The sequence below is a fragment of the Enterobacter sp. UPMP2060 genome, from assembly GCF_053709655.1.
The window spans coordinates 59,582-77,618 of record NZ_JBSKJQ010000006.1; the positions used below are offsets into that span (position 1 = coordinate 59,582).

Annotated in this window: 21 protein-coding genes; 10 read left to right on the forward strand and 11 right to left on the reverse strand. The window is 58.3% G+C overall.

Annotated elements, in window-relative coordinates:
• Positions 1-8: 8 nt before the first annotated feature.
• The gene (locus tag ACWKXN_RS13885; protein WP_033146345.1) at positions 9-896 is read right to left on the reverse strand and encodes a LysR family transcriptional regulator; all 888 of its coding nucleotides are present in this window, start codon (positions 894-896) and stop codon (positions 9-11) included.
• Between the two features lie 97 nt (positions 897-993).
• On the opposite strand from ACWKXN_RS13885, the gene ACWKXN_RS13890 reads away from it, so the two are divergent.
• Positions 994-1,596: a short chain dehydrogenase gene (locus tag ACWKXN_RS13890; RefSeq protein ID WP_045888791.1), complete on the forward strand. Its 603-nt coding sequence runs from the start codon at positions 994-996 to the stop codon at positions 1,594-1,596.
• Here ACWKXN_RS13890 and ACWKXN_RS13895 read toward each other — a convergent pair.
• The 7 genes from ACWKXN_RS13895 to ACWKXN_RS13925 form a co-directional block, all read right to left on the reverse strand.
• Positions 1,590-2,324: a class I SAM-dependent methyltransferase gene (locus ACWKXN_RS13895; RefSeq protein WP_316961362.1), complete on the reverse strand. Its 735-nt coding sequence runs from the start codon at positions 2,322-2,324 to the stop codon at positions 1,590-1,592. The two genes, ACWKXN_RS13890 and ACWKXN_RS13895, sit on opposite strands and share 7 nt — an antisense overlap.
• Before the next feature lie 177 nt (positions 2,325-2,501).
• Positions 2,502-3,881, reverse strand: a complete 1,380-nt coding sequence (locus tag ACWKXN_RS13900; protein ID WP_454543919.1) for an amidohydrolase family protein — start codon at positions 3,879-3,881, stop codon at positions 2,502-2,504.
• Position 3,882: 1 nt separating this feature from the next.
• Positions 3,883-4,839 (reverse strand): carbamate kinase family protein, encoded by a 957-nt coding sequence (locus ACWKXN_RS13905; RefSeq protein WP_454543920.1) that lies wholly within the window; start codon positions 4,837-4,839, stop codon positions 3,883-3,885.
• Entirely contained in the window at positions 4,836-6,416 is a 1,581-nt protein-coding gene (locus ACWKXN_RS13910) for a xanthine permease (protein WP_454543921.1), read from the reverse strand. Before ACWKXN_RS13910 ends, ACWKXN_RS13905 begins: the two co-directional genes overlap by 4 nt.
• Before the next feature lie 11 nt (positions 6,417-6,427).
• Positions 6,428-7,843, reverse strand: a complete 1,416-nt coding sequence (locus ACWKXN_RS13915; RefSeq protein WP_454543922.1) for an oxamate carbamoyltransferase subunit AllG family protein — start codon at positions 7,841-7,843, stop codon at positions 6,428-6,430.
• Positions 7,843-9,384: an acyl-CoA synthetase FdrA gene (fdrA, locus tag ACWKXN_RS13920; RefSeq protein ID WP_454543923.1), complete on the reverse strand. Its 1,542-nt coding sequence runs from the start codon at positions 9,382-9,384 to the stop codon at positions 7,843-7,845. Before fdrA ends, ACWKXN_RS13915 begins: the two co-directional genes overlap by 1 nt.
• Positions 9,385-9,491: 107 nt before the next feature.
• Positions 9,492-10,097, reverse strand: a complete 606-nt coding sequence (locus tag ACWKXN_RS13925; RefSeq protein WP_454543924.1) for an ankyrin repeat domain-containing protein — start codon at positions 10,095-10,097, stop codon at positions 9,492-9,494.
• Between the two features lie 320 nt (positions 10,098-10,417).
• Here ACWKXN_RS13925 and ACWKXN_RS13930 point away from each other — a divergent pair, with 320 nt between their 5' ends.
• A complete protein-coding gene (locus ACWKXN_RS13930; RefSeq protein WP_045888794.1) occupies positions 10,418-11,347 on the forward strand; it encodes a LysR substrate-binding domain-containing protein in 930 nt (309 codons plus the stop codon).
• Here ACWKXN_RS13930 and ACWKXN_RS13935 read toward each other — a convergent pair.
• On the reverse strand, positions 11,344-11,502 hold the full coding sequence (locus ACWKXN_RS13935) for a YqaE/Pmp3 family membrane protein (RefSeq protein ID WP_023308917.1): 159 nt from the start codon (positions 11,500-11,502) through the stop codon (positions 11,344-11,346). The two genes, ACWKXN_RS13930 and ACWKXN_RS13935, sit on opposite strands and share 4 nt — an antisense overlap.
• 179 nt (positions 11,503-11,681) lie before the next feature.
• Here ACWKXN_RS13935 and ACWKXN_RS13940 point away from each other — a divergent pair, with 179 nt between their 5' ends.
• The 3 genes from ACWKXN_RS13940 (at position 11,682) to ACWKXN_RS13950 (ending at position 12,771) form a co-directional block, all read left to right on the forward strand.
• Entirely contained in the window at positions 11,682-11,981 is a 300-nt protein-coding gene (locus tag ACWKXN_RS13940; RefSeq protein WP_063144167.1) for an ArsR/SmtB family transcription factor, read from the forward strand.
• A 9-nt stretch (positions 11,982-11,990) separates the two neighbouring features.
• Positions 11,991-12,512, forward strand: a complete 522-nt coding sequence (locus ACWKXN_RS13945; protein WP_059347771.1) for a rhodanese family protein — start codon at positions 11,991-11,993, stop codon at positions 12,510-12,512.
• Positions 12,513-12,591: 79 nt separating this feature from the next.
• Positions 12,592-12,771: a hypothetical protein gene (locus ACWKXN_RS13950; RefSeq protein ID WP_023308920.1), complete on the forward strand. Its 180-nt coding sequence runs from the start codon at positions 12,592-12,594 to the stop codon at positions 12,769-12,771.
• A 38-nt stretch (positions 12,772-12,809) separates the two neighbouring features.
• On the opposite strand, the gene stpA is transcribed toward ACWKXN_RS13950, so the two are convergent.
• On the reverse strand, positions 12,810-13,214 hold the full coding sequence (gene stpA / locus ACWKXN_RS13955; protein WP_033146355.1) for a DNA-binding protein StpA: 405 nt from the start codon (positions 13,212-13,214) through the stop codon (positions 12,810-12,812).
• Positions 13,215-13,710: 496 nt separating this feature from the next.
• On the opposite strand from stpA, the gene alaE reads away from it, so the two are divergent.
• Complete coding sequence (alaE, locus tag ACWKXN_RS13960; RefSeq protein WP_008502567.1) at positions 13,711-14,160, forward strand: L-alanine exporter AlaE; 450 nt, start codon at positions 13,711-13,713, stop codon at positions 14,158-14,160.
• A gap of 32 nt (positions 14,161-14,192) precedes the next feature.
• Here the strand turns inward: alaE and ACWKXN_RS13965 are convergent, their stop codons facing one another.
• On the reverse strand, positions 14,193-14,537 hold the full coding sequence (locus ACWKXN_RS13965; RefSeq protein ID WP_023308923.1) for a DUF2002 family protein: 345 nt from the start codon (positions 14,535-14,537) through the stop codon (positions 14,193-14,195).
• A gap of 160 nt (positions 14,538-14,697) precedes the next feature.
• Between ACWKXN_RS13965 and ACWKXN_RS13970 the strand changes: the two genes are divergently transcribed.
• The 4 genes from ACWKXN_RS13970 to nrdE all read left to right on the forward strand — a co-directional run bounded on the left by ACWKXN_RS13970 (position 14,698) and on the right by nrdE (position 18,031).
• Positions 14,698-15,024 (forward strand): DUF883 domain-containing protein, encoded by a 327-nt coding sequence (locus tag ACWKXN_RS13970; RefSeq protein ID WP_023308924.1) that lies wholly within the window; start codon positions 14,698-14,700, stop codon positions 15,022-15,024.
• A 243-nt stretch (positions 15,025-15,267) separates the two neighbouring features.
• Positions 15,268-15,507, forward strand: a complete 240-nt coding sequence (gene nrdH, locus ACWKXN_RS13975; RefSeq protein WP_039263417.1) for a glutaredoxin-like protein NrdH — start codon at positions 15,268-15,270, stop codon at positions 15,505-15,507.
• Positions 15,504-15,914: a class Ib ribonucleoside-diphosphate reductase assembly flavoprotein NrdI gene (nrdI, locus tag ACWKXN_RS13980; protein ID WP_021241965.1), complete on the forward strand. Its 411-nt coding sequence runs from the start codon at positions 15,504-15,506 to the stop codon at positions 15,912-15,914. Before nrdH ends, nrdI begins: the two co-directional genes overlap by 4 nt.
• Entirely contained in the window at positions 15,887-18,031 is a 2,145-nt protein-coding gene (gene nrdE / locus ACWKXN_RS13985; protein WP_454543925.1) for a class 1b ribonucleoside-diphosphate reductase subunit alpha, read from the forward strand. Before nrdI ends, nrdE begins: the two co-directional genes overlap by 28 nt.
• Positions 18,032-18,037: the final 6 nt, after the last annotated feature.

Here is an 18,037-nt window from a genome sequence, read left to right on the forward strand (position 1 = left end):
CTTCTTTTTTATAGTGTGCCCAATCTTAGCAGAATATGGGCGATAAATTCCGTTAGCTTAGGGAGAGGTCGTAAATCCTGACGCCACAGCAAATGCACGGGTCTCGGCGCCGGAATATACGCCTCCAGCACCCGCACCAGCCTGCCGCTTTCCAGATCTTCCGCCACCAGCACTTCCGGCTGCAGCAGCAGTCCCGCCCCGGCTCTCGCGGCCATCCGCAGCCCGTAGCCGTCGTTGCATCTTAAGACCGCGTCCCGCTTCCAGCGCACTTCGCCCTCAACGCCCGGCAGCCGCCACTCGTTGCGCGCGGTCCACACGCTGTGGGACAGGCAGAGATGATCCACCAGATCGGCAGGGGTTTGCGGCGTACCGTAGCGCGCAAGATAGTCCGGCGCGGCGCAGATCACCATCCGGTAAGGGCAGAGGTATTTCGCCACCAGATCGTCGTTGTGAATGTCGCCAATGCGAATGGCCAGATCGATACCCTCCTCCACCAGATCCACCATCCGGTTGGTGAGATCCAGCTCAATGCGCACCTCCGGGTAGCGTTGTAAAAAAGAGGCCGTAAGCGGCGCGATCGCGCTGCCGCCAAACGAGGTGGGCGCCGTCACGCGCAGGGTGCCGGACGGCGCGGCGCGCAGGCGTTCCACGGCGCTTTCGGCGATCGCGACTTGCTCCAGCACCCGCTTCGCCTCGTCGAAATAGACCCGCCCGGCGTCGGTCAGGCTCTGGCGCCGCGTGTTACGCTCCAGCAGGCGGGTACCGAGCTGTGATTCCAGCAGCGCAACGTATTTCCCCACCATTACCGCCGACATCTCCAGCCGTGCCGCCGCGCCGGTAAAGCTGCCGCTTTCAACCACGGCAATAAAGGTCTCCATGCTGCGAAGCTTATCCATATTCCAAACTCCTGGTTAGCAATCTTTTAACTTTAGCCCAGTTTATCTCCATTTTTATTTATTAAAGAATGGGGGCTCACAACATAAGGAGTCAGCTATGAAAATCGTCATTATTGGTGCCAGCGGTACGGTTGGTCGTGCGGTAACGGAAGAGCTGAGTCGTCGCCACGAGGTCATCCGCGTCGGCCGCACGCAGGGCGACGAGCAGGTGGATATCACCTCGCAGGCGAGCGTCCAGGCGCTGTTTGAGAAAATCGGTCCGGTGGATGCGATTGTCTCCGCCAGCGGTGGCCTTTACTTTGGCCCGCTCGCGACCATGAAGGACAGCGACTTCAACCAGGGCCTGCAGGACAAGCTGCTCGGGCAGGTGCGCCTGGCGCTGACTGGCCAGCATTATCTGAACGAAGGCGGCTCGATTACGCTGATAAGCGGCATCGTGGCACACGAGCCGATTGCCCAGGGCGTGAATGCCACCACGGTGAATGCGGCGCTGGAAGGGTTTGTCCGCGCCGCAGCCTGCGAGCTGCCGCGCGGGATCCGCATCAACCTGATTAGCCCGACGGTACTCACCGAATCCGTCGAAACCTACGACGGCTTCTTCCCGGGCTTTGAGAGCGTTCCCGCCGCGACCGTGGCGCAGGCCTATCGACGCAGCGTGGAAGGCGTGCAGAGCGGGCGGGTGTATAGGGTGGGTTATTGAGCCTTACGGGCGGCGATCAGCACCAGCATCGGGCGCTCCGCCTCTTCGGCCAGCGCGGGCCAGGCGTTAATCTGCGCCTGCGCTGGCCCCCACTCGTTGACGTCGCTTATCGTTAATCCGGCCCCGATCAGCGCGTTAAGCGTGGTGCCGAGCGTGCGGTGGTATTTCACCACCCCGTCCGCCAGCCAGTTGCTGACGCGTTTGCCTTCATCCTGATAATGGTTCACGCCCCAGAACCGCTCGCCGTTATCGTCGGTCAGCCAGCCCTGACGGGTGGCGCAGGTGTAGATCGGGTGCTCCATTGAGAACACCAGGCTGCCGCCGGGCTTGAGCGCGCGCTGAACCCTGGCGAATAACGTATCCAGTTCCGGCAGGTAGTGCAGCGCCAGCGAGCTGTAGACCAGATCGAGGCTATTCTCGTTAAGCTTAAGAGATTCCAGATCGCTACGCTGATAGTGAATCTGTGGGTCAGCGGTAAGCTCCGCCGCGCGGGCGAGCATCTTTTCTGAGATATCGACCCCCGTGATGTCAGCAGCGCCCAGCTCGCGGGCCGCGCGGCAGAACCAGCCGTAGCCGCAGCCGAGATCGACAACCGATTTGCCGGTTAAATCCGGCAGCATACTTTTTAGCGCGGGCCACTCCGGCGCGCCGTCCAGACCCTGCACCGAGCGTGGAAGCCGGGCGTAGCCTTCAAAAAACGCCGGATTGTCGTAGATATTTTGTGCCATGGCAGATTCCTCTTTGAGAATGTGCATAGCAGTATACTGCATTGTCGGGTGGCGGCTTCGCCTTACCCGACCTACGGAAGTGCGGCCTGATGCCCTCACCCCAACCCTCTCCCACAGGGAGAGGGAGAAATGCACCTCACCCCAACCCTCTCCTACAGGGAGAGGGAGAAATGCACGTCAACCCACCGAGCCCCAGACAAGGTTGCCCTTATGGAACGTCGCGGTGCGCGGTGAAATGCGCGCCACCGCCTCGGAGGAGCAGGAGGCATCCACCAGCACAAAGCTGGCGTCGTCCTGCGCTTTCGGCCACACGCGCTCGCCTTTGTCGTTCAGCGGCAGCACGTCGCCGGTGGCAATACCGAGCGCGCGGGAGAGCGTCTGCTCGTTCGGGCGGATGTAGAGCTGAGCGTAAAGATTCGCTTTCTCCAGCATGTCCCCCAGACCGTACGGCGACCAGTGATCGATCACGCTGTCGGTCCCCGTCATTACGAACACGCCCTTCTCGCGCAGCTGCTTCAGCGGCATATGCAGGGTGCCAATCGGCACGGTGGAGGCGATGGTCACCCGCTGCGCCGCCATGCGGGTGGCGATCTCATCCACCTGCTGCTCGTTGAGCGTCGCCAGCGCGAAGGCGTGGCTGATGGTCAGCTTGCCCTTCAGCTCCGGCGTTTTCTCCACCGTCTCCACCATATAGTTCACCGCCGCCACGCCCGCCGGGCTGGTTTCATGCAGGTGGATATCCACCCCTTTGTCGTAGTCCAGCGCAATCTGGAACATGGTGTCGAGGGATTTCTCCATCGCGCCGTCGACGTTGGTTGGATCCAGCCCTCCCACGTAGTGCGCTCCGGCCTGCATCGCCTCGCGCATCAGCTTTTCGGAGTTTGACAGCAGCAGCCCGTGCTGCGGGAAAGCGACGATTTCGCAGTCAAAGCCGGGCTTACGGCGCGATAAAACCGCCTGCAGGTTTTCCAGATTCTTCAGGCCGGAGGTCGGCTCGATATTGCAGTGGCTGCGGGCGATGGTGGAGCCTTTCGACTGGATCAGATCGATCAGCTTTTCCGCGCGCTCCTGGGTGTAGGGCTGTAGCTCCGGCAGCAGCTTCTGCTCAAGGCGGATCATGTCCTGAATCGTCGTGCCCGCGGGGCGGTTCAGGGAGCGCCACGGACCGCCGTAAAAGGTTTTATCCAGGTGAATGTGCATGTCGCGCATCGCCGGGAGCATCAGCTTGCCGCCTGCGTCATAGTGCGGCAGCGTGGCGTCGGCGTGGCGCTTGTTATCGCGCAGGGCGACGATCTTCCCGTCGTTAATTTCCAGCGTTTTCAGCTCGGTGCGGGTGCTCGTCGCCACGCCGCCGTCGACGTTGAACCCGGCCTCCAGCAGCACGTTGTCCAGATAGTAATGCTTCGCGGTGATGCTCATCGGTTTACCCGTCTCGCAGGTTGGCTTCGCGGAGTCAGCAGCATACGCGACGGATCCGGTGGCGCCAAACAGCGCGCAGGCGGTGACCATTTTGCCGCTCTGGCTGATAAATTCGCGGCGGCTTTTGTTTTCACTCATCTTATCTTCCTTCATTAACAATATGGGTGCCGGTTTCCCCGCGCAGCGCCGCGGGCAGGCTGTCCGGCGAGGTGATAATCACGCGCCTGCCGCCGTGGTGTAAAAATTCCAGCGAGGCGACGATTTTGGGCAGCATGCTGCCCGCCGGGAAGTGGCCCTCTTCCCTGTAGCGCGTCATCTGCGCCACGCTGACGGTGTCCAGCGCCTGCTGGTTCGGCTTGCCGAAGTTGATGCACACCTTCTCCACGCCGGTGGTGATCGCCAGCACGTCGGCATCGATCTCCCGCGCCAGCAGCGCGGTGGAGAGATCTTTATCAATCACCGCATCGACGCTCTGGTAGTCGCCCTGCTCGCTGCGAATCACGGGGATCCCCCCGCCGCCCGCGCCGATCACCACAAAGCCTTTTTGCGTCAGCGTTTTGATGGCGTCGGCCTCAACGATGCGCAGCGGCTGCGGTGAAGCCACCACGCGACGGTAGCCACGGCCTGAATCCTCGACAAAATGCCAGTCCGGGTGTGCCTGCTGCAGCTCGTCGCGCTGCGCCTCGGTGAAGAACGCACCGATAGGTTTCGTCGGGTGCGTAAAGCCCGGATCGTTTTTATCCACCTCCACCTGCGTGACGACCGTGACCGCTTTTTGCTCCCCGCGCGCGGCCAGGCGGTTGTTGAGCGCCTGCTGGATCAGGTAGCCAATCCCGCCCTGGGTGTCCGCCACGCAGTTTGCCAGCGGGGTTAGCGGCAGCCCTTCCCGCTCGTGGGCGATTTCGGCGCGGCGCAGATCCAGCCCCACCTGGGGGCCGTTGCCGTGGGTGAGCACGATGTCATAGTCGGATGCCAGCATTTCCAGCACCGACTCTGCCACCGCTTTCACCGCCTGCGCCTGGTGTTCAATCGACTGGCTGGCGTTGTCTTTGATAATGCTGTTGCCGCCGATGGCGACGACCATAAGCTCTTTCATTTTGTGTCCTTTAGAAGGTGCGTTCTGGTGCCCTCACCCCGGCCCTCTCCCACAGGGAGAGGGGGAGTAACAGAGATATCCAGCACATGCTTCACCACAAACATGCCGCCCATCATCAGATACGCGGTGACGAACATCAGCGAACTGCCCTCGGCAAAGCCCACCACCGGGGCATGGATCACGCCAAACAGCGCCAGCAGCGCCCCGACGGCGGCGGCAACGGCTCCGCGCAGCGGCTTGTTGATGATGGCGAAAATGGCGATACAGCCCCACAGCATGCTGGCAAGCGGCGCGCCGTTGCCAAGATGCACCAGGCCTTCGTAGTAAATTCCTTTGCTGTGCAGCACGTCGGTGCCGATCTTCGCCGCGCTGGTGCCCGCCGCCCCCATCACGCTGTTCATCATCGTCAGCGCCCAGTTGGCGATCCACGGGAACAGGCAGATGAAGATCACCGGCACCTCCACTTTGGGCGTTTCCCTCACCACCTGGTTGGCGGTGACGACGCCGATAAACACCAGAATCGGCACGATGGCGGTCATCGGAATGATGGCGAGCATAAACGCCCCCAGCCCGAACAGCGGCACGATGAACATAGTCACGCCGGAGGCCAGCGTATAGCCGATGCTCGCGCCCATCGCTTTCCAGCCAGGGTGGCCAACGTAGACCGTCACCGGGAACGGGTTCCCCATCAGGCAGCCGAGCATCGACGCCAGACCGTTCGCCAGCATCACCTTACGCGTCGGGTACGCATCTCCCGCCGCGTGGGCGCTTTCGATGTTCTCCAGGTCAAAGATGTAGTTCGCCAGCCCCAGCGGCACGGCAGAGGCCAGATACGGCAGTGCGTGCGGCAGGCCCTGCATGAAGCTGTCCACGTGCACTTCCGGCGGGTTAAAGCCGAAGGATGACATGGACGCTTTAATCGCTTCCGGGCTTTGCAGGCCGGAGATCCACGCCAGTGCCGTACCGGCAATCAGCAGCAGCAGACCGGTCGGGATACGGGCGAAAATCGGCTTTTTACCGAACCAGTTGATGAAGATCAGCAGCAACACGATGAACGACACGGTCGGCGCTTCGAACGCCTGCAGCATCGGGTTCATCGCCAGCAGCAGCAGGCCCAAACCGGAGAGGCACGACAGCAGCACGGTGCGCGGGATCATCTTGCGGATGGTTTCACCGAGGAACGAACCGCCCGCGAGGATCATCGCCTCCACGAAGCACCACACCAGGCCAATCTGGAGCGCGAAGTCCGCATCGCCGGTTTGCTGATAAACCGGCATCAGGACCAGGAAGGTCACGGTAAAAATCGACGGCGCGCTCGGGCCGGACGGCAGCGCGGTCACGTCCGTACGCCCGGTGGCGCGCGCCATCTGCATGCCGAACCAGGCGTAGCAAATACTCGCGACCAGCACCGCCAGCCCGAAGGCCGGCGCGATGCGTCCATAAACAATCTCCTTCGGGATGCCGACGACAAAAATGAGCAGCCCCATCATGGTCAGCAAATTGGTCAGGTTATTGGTCATCAACCCGAAATACGCCGCCCAGTCACCTCTTTTCCACTCCAGCTTCATGTTTTTCATGGATGCATGCCTTATAAAAAGTAGCGATCGCGGAAAGTCAACAGCGCCTTTTCAAAACAGCTAAACGGCGGGTGAACGATGCCCGCCCCAATCATGCCGATGCCCGCGTCTTTATGGGCAATGGCGGTGTTAATCACCGGCAGAATGCCGCTGCCCGCGACTTTGGTGATGTCGATAGCGGTCGGAATGCCCATAAACGAGAGCAGCGGAATGGTGACGTTCGGGTTTTCGCCGAGGGTGATTTCGTGCATCTGACGGGAAAAGTCGATGGCTTCCTCCACCGTGCCGCCCACCAGCGCAACGATTGCCGGGGCCGTCGCCATCGCAAAGCCGCCAATGCCGTAGGTTTCGGTGATGGCGCTGTCGCCGATGTCCAGCCCGGAGTCTTCCGGCTTATAGCCCGCGAACATCGGGCCAATTACCTGCTGCGCCGGGCCGGTGAACCACTGCCCCGGCAGGCCGGAAACGCGCAGGCCGAACTCGTATCCGTTACGCGCCATGGTGGTGACGACGGTGCTGTACTCAATGCCGTGAGCGGCGTCCAGCGCAGCCTTACACATCACCATCCACGTCGGGCCGGAGAAGTAGTCGCTGCTGGCGACAAACTCGAACACCTCGCGCTGCTGCTCCACCGGGTAGCCCGCCTGAATCAGCCCCGGCGTCAGCGCCTGGATCAGCAGCGTGGTGCCCGCGTTGTTGCGGTTGTGGCACTCGTCGCCCATGTGCAGCGCCTGGGCCAGCATCAGGCGCAGGTCGATTTCGCCGACGATCTTCATCGCGTCGCGCAGCATCGGGCCGAGCACGTCGCGCATCCAGTTCAGGCGGTCGATCACGCTCTGGTCGTTGGCGCCCATGCGCAGGATCTTCGCCATCTGCTCACTGAGGTTGGTGAACGCGCGGTTGCCGTAGGTTTTGTTCTCCACGATGTGCATAAACATCGACGCGGAGGTGACGCCCGCCATCGAGCCCACGCAGTCGTGCTCGTGGCACGGCGAGAAGGTAATTTCTCCGGAGGCGGCGAGCCTTGCCGCGTCGTCCAGATCTTTCGCCAGCCCTTCAAACACCAGCGCCCCGGTGACCGCCCCCTTCATCGCCCCGCACATGTTCTCCCAGGCGACAGGCGGACCGGCGTGCAGAATGGTGGTGCGGGTCATGCCCGGCACAACGTTAATGGCCTGGTCATAGCCCACCAGCACCGGATGAGACTGAATAATGCGCTCAAGGGCGATTTGGTTAGCGGCGGCGATTTTCTCCGCCAGCGGTTTTTCCGCCAGCCGATCGAGCGCTTCAACGACCTGCATATTGCCCCGCCCCGGCGGCGTCCAGTCGAGCTGGGTGACGGGAACGTGCTGTTTTTTGAGATCGTCGCTGAACATCGCAATGCCGACGTTAATCACGTTCAGCGGCTGGTTGAATAAGGTCGTCATTATGCTTTCTCCCCTTTGCAGACAAATTCGCGTGCCAGTAATCCGGTGTTGGTGCTGCTGCTGGCCCAGATGACGCCTGCGTCGGTCAGCAGCTGGCACTGCTGCGCCAGCGACTGCGGATCCTGGTCGGTGCCGAGCACGTAGCCGAGAATTTCCAGCGGACGGTTATCGGCCTTCGCGATGGCCTGCGCCTCTTTAATGGCGTCGATCATTACGCCGACCGGATCCTCGTGCGCGCCGAAGCCCAGCACGAAGTCCATCACAATTACCCCGACTTCCGGGTCGCGGGCTTCCTGCAGCAGTCTGCTGATGCGGTTGGTCGGGTCGATCATCGGGTGCGGCTTGCCGTTGGTGAAATCGTCGTCGCCAAAGTCGAGGAAGGTGTGGGCTTTACTGACGCTTATGTCGCTCAGGCGCTTAGCCGGATCCGGCTGGATGTTGCTGTAGACGTCGTCGAATTTCGCAAGCGCCGCGAACATCGCCTCGTCGCACAGGGTGCCGCCGCAGAACAGGCCGCGAATGTACTTCTGCTGCGGGGTCAGGCGGGCGCGCACTTCTTCAATCAATGGCCAGTTGAGCGGATGTAGATCGAGGGACTCTTTATTGATGCCGGTGAGCAGGACCGCCTTCAGGGCCGCCTCTTTGGTGCCGCGCGCAAACTGCAGGCCGTCTTCATCGGCGGGCGGTTCGCTGCGGCCGAGGAAGCAAACAACCACCGGCTTGCGGCAGGCGCGCGCGCGGGCCAGCACTTTTTCCGCTACGGCTGGCGCTGGCGGCTTGGAGATCAGCGCGATAACCAGGGTGTCCTCGTCGGCTTCCAGCATGTCGATGGCGTCGAGCATCATCAGGCCGCCAATTTTCTCGCTGAGATCGCGCCCGCCGGTACCAATCAGCTGCGACACGCCGCCGCCGAATTCGTGAATGCGCACGCTCAGCTCCTGGCTGCCGGTGCCGGATGCGCCGACGATGCCAATCGGTCCGCGGCGCACCGCGTTGGCGAAGCACAATCCCGCGCCGTTGATGATGGCGGTGCCGCAGTCCGGCCCCATCATCAGCAGCCCTTTCTTATGCGCCAGCTGCTTCAGGGCCAGCTCGTCGTCGAGCGACACGTTATCGGAAAACAGCATCACGTTAAGATCGTTTTCCAGCGCCTGGCGCGCTTCGCGGGCGGCGAAGGTGCCGTTGACGGAAATCACCGCGAGGTTGCTCTCCGGCCGATGGGTTTTGGCGCTGGCAATCGTAGCGTAGCGCGCTTCATGGGCGCCGCCGCTCTCTTTACGCGTGAACAGCGCTTCGATGGCCGCCAGCGTTTCATCATTCGCCGCGTCGCCTTTAATTACGATCATCAGGTCGCCGTTTTTGGCTTCCGCTAATTCCGGCGTTAATAGCCCGAGGTTTTTTAATACGCCTTTGTTCATTTCCGTCGCCATCGCGACAAACGCCTGCTCGACGCCCGGTAATTTATTGGCTTTGGTGGAAACGGACATTAATGAGACGGAGTCAAAATAGGTGTTCTTTTTTATGACGATTTTTGTGGGCATTATTTTCTCCTGAACGCGGATAAAAGGGGGCCACCGTCGTGCAAAATGCACGTCGGTAAAAATGCTTTTTAAATTAACGGCCAGCCGGACGCGGCTGACCGAATGCGTTATGCGCCCGCTGCCAGCAGCAGGTCAGCTATTGCATCGAAGCCTTTTTCCCGCGCCAGCTCGAGCGGGGTTTTACCGTATTTATCGGTCATGTGCGGGTTCGCGCCGTGATCCAGCAGCAGCTTCACGATCTCCTGCTGCTTTGCGCCGCCGTCGTTGAGCACGATCGCTTCCAGCAGCGGCGTCCAGCCGACAAAGTTGGTGTGGTTGACGTTGATATCCGTTTTTTCCAGCAGCTCGCGCACGCTCTCCACGTGCCCCTTTTCACTGGCAGGGGTAATGCCCACGCCGCCAAAGCGCGTCAGGCGATCGAGATCCGGATTTGCCGGAAGGACAAGGCGCAGCAGGGTGATATCGTTGGTCAGGCAGCTAATCAGGAAAGGGTTAAAGCAGGTCTGATCCTGTTTATCAATATCCGCCCCGGCGGCAATTAATAACGCCACGCAGTCATAATGCTTTTTCAGGCTGGCAATAATAACGGCGGTTCTTTTCTGTCGATTGGTGGCGTTAATATCCACGCCTTTCTCCAGACAGGCTTTTAGCGCATCGCTATTGCCCTCTTCTGCCGCCAGCAGAAATTCAGTAACGAGTTCGTTCGCAGACATATTCAGACTCCCGATGTTTTTATTTCTGTTGACCTGAGAATAGCAACAGCCTGGTCATAAAAGAATCCGCTTAAAAATGATTCATCGACAGTCAATTCATTGTTGAGGTAAATTCAATAAACTGGTTAAAACGTGCGTCTGTGCAACCTTTTTCTTATGTTTCTCCGCTTTTTAGCGCTTCTGGCTGCATTATGCTTATGCCTGACGAAGCCTTACTGCGTGCGGCTTTCGACAAAGAGTCAGAACTGTGATCGGCTTCAAATGCGTTGTAACGACGCTGTTAAAATATGTTCAAAACTGATGGCTGAAGGGAGTGAGATATGAATTCCATCTTTACCGAGGAAAACCTGCTGGCCTTTACTACCGCCGCACGCTTCGGCAGCTTCAGCAAAGCCGCCGCCGAACTGGGCGTGACGACATCTGCCATCAGCTACACCATTAAGCGCATGGAGACCGGGCTGGACGTGGTGCTGTTCGTCCGCAGCACGCGCAGCATCGAGCTGACCGAGTCCGGGTTTTACTTTTACCGTAAGGCCACCGACCTGCTGAACGACTTTCACGCCATCAAGCGCGGGATTGATACCATTTCTCAGGGCATTGAGGCGCGGGTGCGCATCTGTATCAACCAGCTTTTGTATACCCCACGCCACACGGCGCGGCTGCTGCAGGTGCTGAAAAAGCAGTTTCCCACCTGTCAGATCACCGTGACCACCGAGGTCTACAACGGCGTCTGGGACTCCATTATCAACAACCAGGCCAACATCGCGATTGGCGCGCCGGACACGCTGCTGGACGGCGGCGGGATTGATTACACAGAGATCGGCGCCATTCGCTGGGTGTTTGCCATCGCGCCGGAACACCCGCTGGCATTCACCCCGGAACCAATAGCGGAAAGCCAGTTGCGCCTGTATCCCAACATCATGGTGGAAGATACCGCGCACACCATTAACAAAAAGGTTGGCTGGCTGCTGCACGGGCAGGAGGCGATTCTGGTCCCGGACTTTAACACCAAATGTCAGTGTCAGATCCTGGGCGAAGGGATTGGTTTTTTGCCGGAATACATGGTCCGCGAGGCGGTAGACACGGGGCTGCTGGTCACCCGACGGATTAACAACCCGCGTCAGGACTCGCGCATGCTGCTCGCCACGCAGCATGCCGCAACCGGCCAGGTCACGCGGTGGATCAAGCAGCAGTTTGGTCCGGCGGGGGTACTGACCGATATCTATAGCGATTTACTGTGGCGCGCCTAGCTTTTGCTCTGTACCCAAAACGCGTGAATGAGGCCGGGGAAGTAGCCCAGCAGCGTCAGAAGAATATTGATAATAAACGCCCAGCCAAACCCTTTACCCAACAGCACGCCCAGCGGCGGTATGAGGATCGTAAAAACAATACGCCAAAATCCCATATAAACACTCCGTTCAATCTAATCCATTGAAAATAATAAAGAGAACGTTGTAAGCATAGCCAGTTTATTCGTCTGTACCAGTTCCGGGCCTCGCGTTTACCCTCTTTTACGCTTTTGACGCTGGTTTAATGCACCGGATTAGTTTAGAATTCACTTAATTAAGCAAATACTAAACTATTATGACCGAACTCGAACAGCTTCAGGCCAGCGCCGGGCAGGCCGCCACACTTTTAAAAGCGATGAGCAACCCGCGTCGGCTGCTGATCCTCTGCACCCTGTGCGGAGCGCCCGGCACCAGCGCGGGGGAGCTTGCGCGAGCCACGGGGCTAAGTCCTTCCGCCACGTCGCAGCATCTGGCGCGCATGCGTGAGGAAGGGCTTATCGACAGCACTCGCGACGCGCAGCGCATTCTCTATTTCATTAAAAACGATGCGGTACATCAGCTTATCAGCACCCTGAAAACCCTTTATTGCCCGTAAGGAGTCGCCATGTCACTTCCTCTTCTTTCACCGCGCCAGGCCAATGCCCGCGTCGCTGAAGGCGCAAAACTGATTGATATACGTGATGCCGACGAGTACGCCCGCGAGCATATTCCCGCCGCTCGGTCCGTGCCGCTGGATACCTTACCCGGCGCACTTAACGCGCAGGCGGGCGATACGGTGATTTTTCACTGCCAGTCCGGCGCCCGGACGTCGGGGAATGCCGACCGCCTTGCTCAGGCCGCCGCGCCCGCAGAGGCATTTGTGGTCGAGGGGGGCATTCAGGGCTGGAAGCAGGCCGGACTGCCGACCGTTGAAGACAAATCCCAGCCGCTGCCGCTGATGCGTCAGGTGCAAATTGCCGCTGGGCTGTTGATACTCTGCGGCGTGGTGCTGGGCTATAGCGTCTCCAGCGGCTTTTTCCTGCTCAGCGGTTTTGTCGGAGCCGGGCTGCTGTTCGCCGGTGTGACGGGCTTTTGCGGCATGGCGCGACTGCTCAAGGTGATGCCGTGGAACCGGCGTACCTCGTAAGCAGTAATCGGTGAATTACGCTGTACCCGGCGTCATGCGTGGGCTAAGGTGAAGATCGCTAAAACGATGAGGAGGTAATATGTTTTCTGTCGGTGATTATGTGCAACCGCGTAAAGGCGGCCCGAAACTGAAAGTGCTCGAAGTGAACGGTGACAGCATTGTGGCGGTCCAGGCCAGCAATGAGCAAGGCGAGAAATATACGCTGAAAGCCGCCGACGTGGCGCCTTATACCGAAGAAGGCGATTTCGGCGTCTGCTGAACAGTCAGCCGGGCGGAGTGTTCCGCCCGGCTCATCCGTTAGATCAGAAAATCATCCAGTGATTTACCGTCTGCCAGCGCGCTGGCGATAGGCTTCGGCGTGCGGCCCTGGCCGGTCCACGTTTTCTCTTCGCCGTTCTGGTCAATAAAGCGATATTTTGCTTCACGCGGCTTACGCTTTTTCGCTGGCTTACCCGCCTGCGCCAGTTCAGAACCCAGCAGGTCAGTCGGGGAAATACCATCGGCTTTCATCCGCTCCAGCAGGGCATTAATTTTTTCCTGCTGCTCAGCACGCTGCTGCTCTAATTCCGTCAGCTCGCTGCGTTTCTCTTCAGTAACGACCCTGACCTTTTCCAGCATTTCCTCAAGAACGTCCAGGGATAATTCACGCGCCATAGCGCGCAGGGTTCGGATATTATTAAGATTCTGTAACGTCAAAGACATATTATTTGAAAACCTTTTCTTTGGGGGATAAATAGATAAATCGCCGACAGAATAATTCATTTGAGTTGAAATATCTACCCAAGGGTCCGTACGGGCATCAGCGTTAATATATTTAGAACTCGCTGTTAATAATAGCGCAAGGCGCTGACAGGACACCGGTGAATCCAATCACCACATTAATATAAATAGCTAACTTTAATCCAAACCACAGCATACTCCACCGCCATCAGGTGGGGATTCCTGCTTCTCGCCACCCACAAAAACAAGCTGTTGATTTTAATATGAAAAATATCAAACGAGACAGATTATAACGATCGGAACAAAAAACGAACAACTTTAGAGAATTTTGTGGACAAAAGGCGATTAAATAAAAATTAATCACTAGTTGTTAGTTCAAACACAGAGATATACGCTATACACGTCAAACAAACCAACCTAAAGCACTAACCGCTGAAGGAAAATCGTTTCTTTTGTGTTCTTCTCAAGGAGTTCAGACATGTTCTCGCCGCAATCTCGCCTGCGCCACGCGGTGGCGGATACTTTCGCGATGGTTGTTTACTGTTCCGTCGTGAACATGCTGATCGAAATATTCCTCTCCGGAATGTCCTTCGAGCAGTCGCTTTCTTCTCGTCTGGTGGCGATCCCGGTCAATATTATTATTGCATGGCCTTACGGTTTATACCGCGATGCGGTAATGCGTTTCGCGCGTCGTATCAGTCCTGCAGGCTGGGTGAAAAACCTGGCGGACGTTCTGGCGTATGTGACGTTCCAGTCGCCGGTTTACGTAGCCATTCTCCTGACAGTCGGTGCAGACTGGCACCAGATCGCTGCGGCGGTCAGTTCGAATATTGTTATTTCGATGTTGATGGGAGCCGTTTACGGCTATTTCCTCGACTACTGTCGCCGCCTGTTTAAGGTCAGCCAGTACAGCCAGGCAAAAGCGTGATGTGAAGCGACTGGCGCACGCCAGTCGCGGATTTACTGTACGTCGCCAAACAGTCCCTTCAAAAATCGCTCCAGCGCCATACGCGAGCTGAAACCGTGCGGAATACCATAATGCTCATGCCGTTCACCGCCTAAATAGAGCGGAAATTGCTGATAATGATCGCAGGTTTTAATATCCGAGGCAGGCTCAGCAAATGACAGACTTCTGTCTTTCAGCGTCGGGTGAATAATGAGAGCGGTACGTCCCATTCTTGCTTCGCGATTAACATAAACATAATTCTCGCCGCGGCGATATCCATACGCTTTTGGCGTCACCTCATCCATGGTGAATCCCTCTTTTTCAAGAACGCGTGCCACCTCGTCAGGTCGTAAATACATATCTTTTCCTCGTTATCTTTTCCTGCCCGGCAACCTTACAGTATTCAGCAATAGCAGGGCTTTCAGAATAGTCCATAAACTGCCGGATAACGCGTGATGCGCTTCAGATATTAAATTTCTGAACTAAACTGAACGGGAACACAAAATTACGGAGGATCGTATGTTTAACAGACCGAACCGAAACGATATTAACGACGACGCTCAGGATATTCGTAATGATGTCAGCCAATTAGCGGACACGCTGGAAGAGGTGTTGAAGTCCTGGGGAAGTGACGCGAAGGACGAAGCGGATGCCGCAAAGCGTAAGGCTCAGTCTCTGCTCCGTGAAACCCGCGCCCGTATGAACGGACGTTCACGCGCCACGCAGGCTGCCTGCGACATGGCAAGCTGTGCTACGACCTTCGTGCGTGAAAAACCGCTATGTACTCTGGGAACCGTCGCGGCGGTCGGCATCTTCGTCGGTGCCCTGCTCAGCCTGCGTAAATAATCCCGCGTATTCTGCCCCGGTAGCCTCAGGCGCCGGGGCATTTTTATGCCCGTTAGCCTGAAAAACCCGTACAGCCTGCCCTGCCCCGCTGTGCTCATCACAGGGGCGATATCAATCTAAATTTCCCATATCTTGTATGGTTGAAACTTAAGACAACTACATCTAGTATTCCTTTTAGCAAGACATACACAACCCGACGCGATGATTCGCGCCGTACCCTCATTTTAAATGGAAATACGAATCATGAGCATTATTATTTACACTCGTAACAATTGTGTTCAGTGCCACGCGACCAAACGGGCAATGGAAAGCCGCGGCGTGGCGTTTGAAATGGTGAATGTTGACCAGGTCCCCGAGGCCGCAGATACCCTGCGCAAGCAGGGTTTTCGTCAGCTTCCGGTGGTGGTCGCCGGGGAAACAAGCTGGTCTGGCTTCCGCCCGGACATGATTAACCGCCTGAGCGCTCAGGCCGCCCGGGCATGAGTGGGCTGGTTTTCTTCTCCAGCAGCTCGGAAAACACGCTCCGCTTTATTGAGCGCGTCGGGCTGCCTGCGGTGCGCATTCCGCTGAACGAGCGGGAGCGGATCCGGGTAGAGGAACCTTACATTCTGGTGGTGCCCAGCTATGGCGGCGGCGGCACGGCAGGAGCCGTGCCTCGCCAGGTGATCCGCTTTCTGAACGATCCTCATAACCGCGGGCTAATCCGCGGCGTGATCGCGGCGGGGAATCGCAATTTCGGCGATGCCTTTGGCCGCGCCGGGGATGTCATTTCTCAAAAATGCGGCGTGCCGTATCTCTATCGTTTTGAGCTGATGGGGACACAGCAGGACGTCGAAAACGTGCGTAAAGGAGTGAACGAATTTTGGCAACGACAACCGCAGAACGGGTGATTCAGGCGACACCGGATTACCACGCATTAAACGCCATGCTTAACCTCTACGATCGGGAGGGGCGCATTCAGTTCGATAAAGATCGTGAGGCGGTGGACGCCTTTTTTGCCGCCCACGTGCGGCCCAACAGCGTGACGTTTGCAAGCCAGAATGAACGTCTCGACTATCTGGTTAACGAGGGCTACTACGACGCGCGCATGCTCACCCGCTACGACCGCGCCTTTGTGGTGAAGCTGTTTGAGCGCGCCCACGCCAGAGGCTTTCGTTTCCAGACCTTCCTCGGCGCGTGGAAGTATTACACCAGCTACACCCTGAAAACCTTTGACGGTAAACGCTACTTAGAAAGCTTTGAAGATCGCGTGGCGATGGTGGCGCTGACCCTGGCGCAGGGTGATGAAGCGCTGGCGGAGCAGCTCGCCGACGAGATCCTTTCCGGACGCTTCCAGCCCGCCACGCCGACCTTCCTCAACTGCGGCAAAGCCCAGCGCGGCGAGCTGGTCTCCTGCTTCCTGCTGCGTATCGAAGACAATATGGAGTCGATTGGCCGCGCGGTGAACTCGGCGCTGCAGCTTTCCAAACGCGGCGGCGGCGTGGCGTTTCTGCTCTCGAACCTGCGTGAAGCGGGCGCGCCGATCAAGCGCATCGAAAACCAGTCCTCCGGCGTGATCCCGGTGATGAAGATGCTGGAAGATGCCTTCTCCTATGCCAACCAGCTTGGCGCGCGTCAGGGCGCGGGCGCGGTTTACCTGCACGCGCACCACCCGGACATTCTGCGTTTTCTCGATACCAAACGCGAAAACGCCGACGAAAAAATTCGCATCAAAACCCTGTCGCTCGGCGTGGTGATCCCGGACATCACCTTTAAGCTGGCCAAAGAGAATGCCGAGATGGCGCTCTTCTCGCCGTACGACATCGAGCGTATTTACGGCAAAGCGTTTGGCGACGTGGCCATCAGCGAACTTTATGACGAACTGGTGGCCGACGATCGTATCCGCAAAAAAACCATCAACGCCCGCGATTTCTTTCAGCGGCTGGCGGAGATCCAGTTTGAGTCCGGCTATCCCTACATCATGTTTGAGGATACGGTGAACCGCGCGAACCCGATTGCCGGGCGAATCAACATGAGCAACCTGTGCTCGGAGATTTTGCAGGTCAACAGCGCCTCCACCTACGACGAAAACCTGGACTACGCGGACATCGGGAAAGATATTTCCTGCAACCTCGGGTCGCTGAATATTGCCCACACCATGGACTCCCCGGACTTTGGCCGCACGGTGGAGACCGCCATTCGCGGGCTGACGGCAGTGTCGGACATGAGCCACATCCGCAGCGTGCCGTCCATTGAGGCGGGCAACGCCGCGTCGCACGCCATCGGGCTGGGGCAGATGAACCTGCACGGCTATCTGGCGCGGGAAGGCATCGCCTACGGCAGTCCGGAGGGGCTGGATTTCACCAACCTCTATTTCTATACCGTCACCTGGCACGCGCTGCATACGTCGATGATCCTGGCGCGCGAGCGCGACCAGCGCTTCGCGGGCTTTGAGCAGTCGCGCTACGCCAGCGGGGAATATTTCAGCCAGTACCTTGAAGGCGAGTGGCAGCCGAAAACCGAAAAAGTGCGCGAACTGTTTGCCCGCGCGGGGATTACCCTGCCGACGCGAGAGATGTGGCAGCAGTTGCGAGACGAGGTGATGCGCTACGGCATTTATAACCAGAACCTGCAGGCCGTCCCGCCGACCGGATCGATTTCCTACATCAACCACGCCACGTCGAGCATTCACCCGATCGTGTCGAAAATTGAAATTCGTAAGGAAGGCAAAACCGGGCGCGTTTACTACCCTGCCCCGTTTATGACCAATGAGAACCTGGCGCTGTATCAGGACGCGTATGAGATCGGCCCGGAGAAAATCATCGATACCTACGCGGAGGCGACAAAACATGTGGATCAGGGGCTGTCGCTGACGCTGTTCTTCCCGGACACCGCCACCACGCGGGATATCAACAGAGCGCAAATCTACGCCTGGAAGAAAGGCATCAAAACGCTCTACTACATTCGCCTGCGCCAGCTTGCGCTGGAAGGCACCGAAATCGAAGGCTGCGTGTCCTGCGCGCTGTAAGGAGAA

What these genes read in the sequence shown, in the direction of transcription:
- ACWKXN_RS13885 (WP_033146345.1), bottom strand. Translation starts at nt 896, where the DNA reads ATGGATAAGCTTCGCAGCATGGAGACCTTTATTGCCGTGGTTGAAAGC.
- ACWKXN_RS13890 (WP_045888791.1), top strand. Translation starts at nt 994, where the DNA reads ATGAAAATCGTCATTATTGGTGCCAGCGGTACGGTTGGTCGTGCGGTA.
- ACWKXN_RS13895 (WP_316961362.1), bottom strand. Translation starts at nt 2,324, where the DNA reads ATGGCACAAAATATCTACGACAATCCGGCGTTTTTTGAAGGCTACGCC.
- ACWKXN_RS13900 (WP_454543919.1), bottom strand. Translation starts at nt 3,881, where the DNA reads ATGAGTGAAAACAAAAGCCGCCGCGAATTTATCAGCCAGAGCGGCAAA.
- ACWKXN_RS13905 (WP_454543920.1), bottom strand. Translation starts at nt 4,839, where the DNA reads ATGAAAGAGCTTATGGTCGTCGCCATCGGCGGCAACAGCATTATCAAA.
- ACWKXN_RS13910 (WP_454543921.1), bottom strand. Translation starts at nt 6,416, where the DNA reads ATGAAAAACATGAAGCTGGAGTGGAAAAGAGGTGACTGGGCGGCGTAT.
- ACWKXN_RS13915 (WP_454543922.1), bottom strand. Translation starts at nt 7,843, where the DNA reads ATGACGACCTTATTCAACCAGCCGCTGAACGTGATTAACGTCGGCATT.
- fdrA (WP_454543923.1), bottom strand. Translation starts at nt 9,384, where the DNA reads ATGCCCACAAAAATCGTCATAAAAAAGAACACCTATTTTGACTCCGTC.
- ACWKXN_RS13925 (WP_454543924.1), bottom strand. Translation starts at nt 10,097, where the DNA reads ATGTCTGCGAACGAACTCGTTACTGAATTTCTGCTGGCGGCAGAAGAG.
- ACWKXN_RS13930 (WP_045888794.1), top strand. Translation starts at nt 10,418, where the DNA reads ATGAATTCCATCTTTACCGAGGAAAACCTGCTGGCCTTTACTACCGCC.
- ACWKXN_RS13935 (WP_023308917.1), bottom strand. Translation starts at nt 11,502, where the DNA reads ATGGGATTTTGGCGTATTGTTTTTACGATCCTCATACCGCCGCTGGGC.
- ACWKXN_RS13940 (WP_063144167.1), top strand. Translation starts at nt 11,682, where the DNA reads ATGACCGAACTCGAACAGCTTCAGGCCAGCGCCGGGCAGGCCGCCACA.
- ACWKXN_RS13945 (WP_059347771.1), top strand. Translation starts at nt 11,991, where the DNA reads ATGTCACTTCCTCTTCTTTCACCGCGCCAGGCCAATGCCCGCGTCGCT.
- ACWKXN_RS13950 (WP_023308920.1), top strand. Translation starts at nt 12,592, where the DNA reads ATGTTTTCTGTCGGTGATTATGTGCAACCGCGTAAAGGCGGCCCGAAA.
- stpA (WP_033146355.1), bottom strand. Translation starts at nt 13,214, where the DNA reads ATGTCTTTGACGTTACAGAATCTTAATAATATCCGAACCCTGCGCGCT.
- alaE (WP_008502567.1), top strand. Translation starts at nt 13,711, where the DNA reads ATGTTCTCGCCGCAATCTCGCCTGCGCCACGCGGTGGCGGATACTTTC.
- ACWKXN_RS13965 (WP_023308923.1), bottom strand. Translation starts at nt 14,537, where the DNA reads ATGTATTTACGACCTGACGAGGTGGCACGCGTTCTTGAAAAAGAGGGA.
- ACWKXN_RS13970 (WP_023308924.1), top strand. Translation starts at nt 14,698, where the DNA reads ATGTTTAACAGACCGAACCGAAACGATATTAACGACGACGCTCAGGAT.
- nrdH (WP_039263417.1), top strand. Translation starts at nt 15,268, where the DNA reads ATGAGCATTATTATTTACACTCGTAACAATTGTGTTCAGTGCCACGCG.
- nrdI (WP_021241965.1), top strand. Translation starts at nt 15,504, where the DNA reads ATGAGTGGGCTGGTTTTCTTCTCCAGCAGCTCGGAAAACACGCTCCGC.